Annotated in this window: 4 protein-coding genes; 2 read left to right on the forward strand and 2 right to left on the reverse strand. The window is 71.5% G+C overall.

The annotated features are described in order from the left end of the window. Positions 1-96 precede the first annotated feature (96 nt). Positions 97-1,215 (forward strand): DNA polymerase III subunit beta, encoded by a 1,119-nt coding sequence (dnaN, locus tag JNK30_RS20775; RefSeq protein ID WP_293485305.1) that lies wholly within the window; start codon positions 97-99, stop codon positions 1,213-1,215. A 249-nt stretch (positions 1,216-1,464) separates the two neighbouring features. On the opposite strand, the gene JNK30_RS20780 is transcribed toward dnaN, so the two are convergent. Together JNK30_RS20780 and JNK30_RS20785 are read right to left on the reverse strand one after the other, a co-directional pair. Then, positions 1,465-1,962, reverse strand: a complete 498-nt coding sequence (locus JNK30_RS20780) for a hypothetical protein (RefSeq protein ID WP_293485307.1) — start codon at positions 1,960-1,962, stop codon at positions 1,465-1,467. A gap of 61 nt (positions 1,963-2,023) precedes the next feature. Next, complete coding sequence (locus tag JNK30_RS20785; protein ID WP_293485311.1) at positions 2,024-2,275, reverse strand: zinc-finger domain-containing protein; 252 nt, start codon at positions 2,273-2,275, stop codon at positions 2,024-2,026. A gap of 143 nt (positions 2,276-2,418) precedes the next feature. Between JNK30_RS20785 and JNK30_RS20790 the strand changes: the two genes are divergently transcribed. Next, positions 2,419-3,137: ABC transporter ATP-binding protein (locus JNK30_RS20790; protein ID WP_293485309.1), on the forward strand; the 719-nt coding region annotated here is incomplete at its 3' end.

A 3,137-nucleotide genomic window follows, 5' to 3' on the forward strand; every position in this document is an offset into this window, starting at 1 on the left:
AGGCGACGAAATCGCTAATGTCGCTAGTCCCTCGAACCGGGGGCGCGCGCGGGCGCGGGTGATTCGCCCGGGTGCGTATGGCGAGCCGGGACTGAGATGAAGCTGACGATCGAACGCGCCGCGCTGCTTCGCGCGCTGGGCCACGTGCAGAGCGCCGTGGAGCGCCGCAACACCATTCCGATCCTGTCCAACGTGCTGCTGGCGGCCGACCGCGACCGGCTGACCTTCTCGGCGACGGACCTGGACCTCGAGATCATCGACGAGGCGCTGGCCCAGGTGGACCAGCCCGGCCAGATCACCGCCCCCGCCCACACCCTCTACGAGATCGTTCGCAAGCTGCCCGAGGGCGCCGACGTCTCGCTGTCGTTCACGGGCGAGGATCCGCGGCTCACCGTGGCCGCCGGCCGCAGCCGCTTCAACCTGCCGGTCCTGCCCGCGGGCGACTTCCCGGTGATGAGCGCCGAGGGCTTCTCGGGGTCCATGACCATCGACGTCGGCGACCTCATCCGGCTGATCGACAAGACCCGCTTCGCCATCTCCGCCGAGGAGACGCGCTACTACCTGAACGGCCTCTACGTGCACGCGGTGAACGTCGACGGCGCGCCGCGCCTGCGCGCCGTGGCCACCGACGGCTCGCGCCTCGCCCTGGCCGACATGCCCGCGCCCGAGGGCGCCGCGGGCGCGCCGGGCGTCATCGTGCCCCGCAAGACCATCGGCGAACTCCGCCGCCTGATCGACGACGCCGGCGAGACGGTGACCCTGCAGATCAGCCCGCAGAAGGTGCGCCTGGAGATGAACGGCGCCGCGCTGACCTCCAAAGTCATCGACGGCAACTTCCCCGACTACGCCCGCGTGATCCCCAAGGACAACAACCGCACCGTCCTCGTGGACGCCAAGCTGTTCGCCCAGGCGGTCGACCGCGTCGCCACCATCTCGGCCGAGAAGAGCCGCTCGGTGCGCATGGCCATCGACGCCGGCCGCGTCGTCCTCACCGTCCGAAACATGGAGGCCGGCCAGGCCGTCGAGGAGCTCGAAGTCGACTACGACGGCGAGCCCTTCGAACTGTCGTTCAACGCCCGCTACCTGCTGGACATCACCGACCAGATCTCGGGCGAGACCGCCGAATTCCGCTTCGGCGGCCCGAACGACCCGGCCCTGGTCCTCGACCCCGCCGACGCCGACGTCCAGTACATCCTGATGCCGCTGCGGGTGTAACCTTCGTTTCCCGAAGTCCCCGTCTCCGCGCTCAAGACCCGCGCCCCTGCCGGCCCCCTTCCTTTCCCGCTTGCGGGAAAGGGGGACCGCTCGCCGAGCCCGCAGGGCGTAGAGCGAGGGGTGGAAAGGGTAAGCCCCAGTCCCCGCGCTCAAGACACGCGCCCTGCCCGCCGCTCGCCCTTCCCACCACCCGCTCTTCGCTCCGCTCGGCGGGCGGTCCCCCCTTCCCGCTCGCGGGAAGGGAAGGGATCAGCGGGCGCGGCGGTAGGTGAAGTCGAAGCTGGGCGTCCAGGTGCGGCCGTCGTCCACCGACTGCTCGCCCGCCTGCCGCACCGTGCCGTCCGCGTTCGGCGTGTAGGTCATCCGCACCAGCGGGCCGCCCCAGCGGCCGGTCAGCACCATCTGCCGCCCGGTCCAGCCGCCCGTGAAGTCGGCCCGCGTCCCGGCCGAGTCGATCCAGGTCTGCCTCCAGGCCTTCTCGCCGGGCACCCAGATGTTGAGGCTGCCGCCGGTCTGGCCCGACCTGGGCATCCAGTTCTCGCGGACGCCGCAGCCGTTGTAGAGACTCTCGATCAGGCTGCGGGCCACGACCTGGTCCTGGCCGGTCCGGACGACGTCCCACTCGCCCACCCAGAAGTCGAACTGCCGGTGTTCCGGCGCGGCGCAGGCAGGCTTCGCGGGCCCAGGCGCCTGCGCCGAGGCCGTCGCCGGGAGCGTCAGGGCCAGGAGGAGGACGAGCGCGCGCATGTCACGCACGCTCCTGTGTGACGTCGCCCGCCGCAACGCGGCTGCGGCGAACGGTCGGGTTTCAGTGGCCGTGCGGGCCTTCGTAGACGCCGGGGGCCAGCCGCTCGTCCTCGGCGCCCTCGCCGGCCGAGGCCGCCAGCACGAAGCGCCGGTCGCAGTAGGGGCATTCGACGAAGGTCGCCTCGCCCATCTCGAGCCACACGCGCGGGTGGCCCAGGGCTCCGCCCACGCCGTCGCAGGCGATGCGGCCGCTGCGCACGGTGATCACCTCCGGCGCGGGCAGGTCGGGCGTCAGCGCGGGCTTCGCCGGCATGGGCTCGGCGGCGGGCGGCTGGGCGGTGGTGGACGCGGCTTTGCGGGCCATGCAGCAGGTACCTCGGCGCCGCGCGTCTTGGCTCACGCGCGCGGCGCGCCTAGGTATGCGAGCGCACCTTCGCGCGTCAACGACGGACCCCCATGGACCTCCCCGAATACGCCATCGAGGCCAGGGGCCTGACCAAGACCTACGCCGCCACCAAGACCACGCCCGAAATGCAGGCGCTGAGGGGCATCGACCTCGCCATCCCGCGCGGCTCCATCTTCGGGCTGCTGGGACCCAACGGCGCGGGCAAGTCCACCTTCATCAACATCCTGGCCGGCCTCTGCCGCAAGACCACCGGCACGGTCGCGATCTGGGGCCGCGACATCGACCGCCAGCCGCGCGACGCCCGCGCCGCAATCGGCGTGGTGCCGCAGGAGATCGCCGCCGACCCCTTCTTCACGCCCAAGGAGGCCCTGGAAGTCGCCGCCGGCATGTACGCCGTGCCCAAGTCCGAGCGCCGGTCGGACGAGCTGCTGGCCGCGCTGGGGCTCGCCGACAAGGCCAAGGCCTACGTCCGCCAGCTCTCGGGCGGGATGAAGCGCCGCCTGATGGTCGCCAAGGCCATGGTCCACAACCCTCCGGTGCTGATCCTCGACGAGCCGACGGCCGGCGTCGACGTGGAGCTCCGCCGCCAGCTCTGGAACTATGTGCTCGAGCTGAACCGCAAGGGTGTGACCATCGTCCTCACCACCCACTACCTCGAAGAGGCGCAGGAGCTCTGCGACCAGATCGCGATCATCAACCGCGGCCTGGTGGTGGCCTGCGAGCCCACCACCACCCTGCTGCGCCGGATGGACACCCGCCACGTCCTGGT

The sequence above is a fragment of the Phenylobacterium sp. genome, assembly GCF_016793225.1.
Classification (GTDB): Bacteria; Pseudomonadota; Alphaproteobacteria; order Caulobacterales; family Caulobacteraceae; genus Phenylobacterium.

Coding starts and splice junctions, on each gene's coding strand:
- JNK30_RS20780 (WP_293485307.1), bottom strand. CDS start 1,962: ATGCGCGCGCTCGTCCTCCTCCTGGCCCTGACGCTCCCGGCGACGGCC.
- JNK30_RS20785 (WP_293485311.1), bottom strand. CDS start 2,275: ATGCCGGCGAAGCCCGCGCTGACGCCCGACCTGCCCGCGCCGGAGGTG.
- dnaN (WP_293485305.1), top strand. CDS start 97: ATGAAGCTGACGATCGAACGCGCCGCGCTGCTTCGCGCGCTGGGCCAC.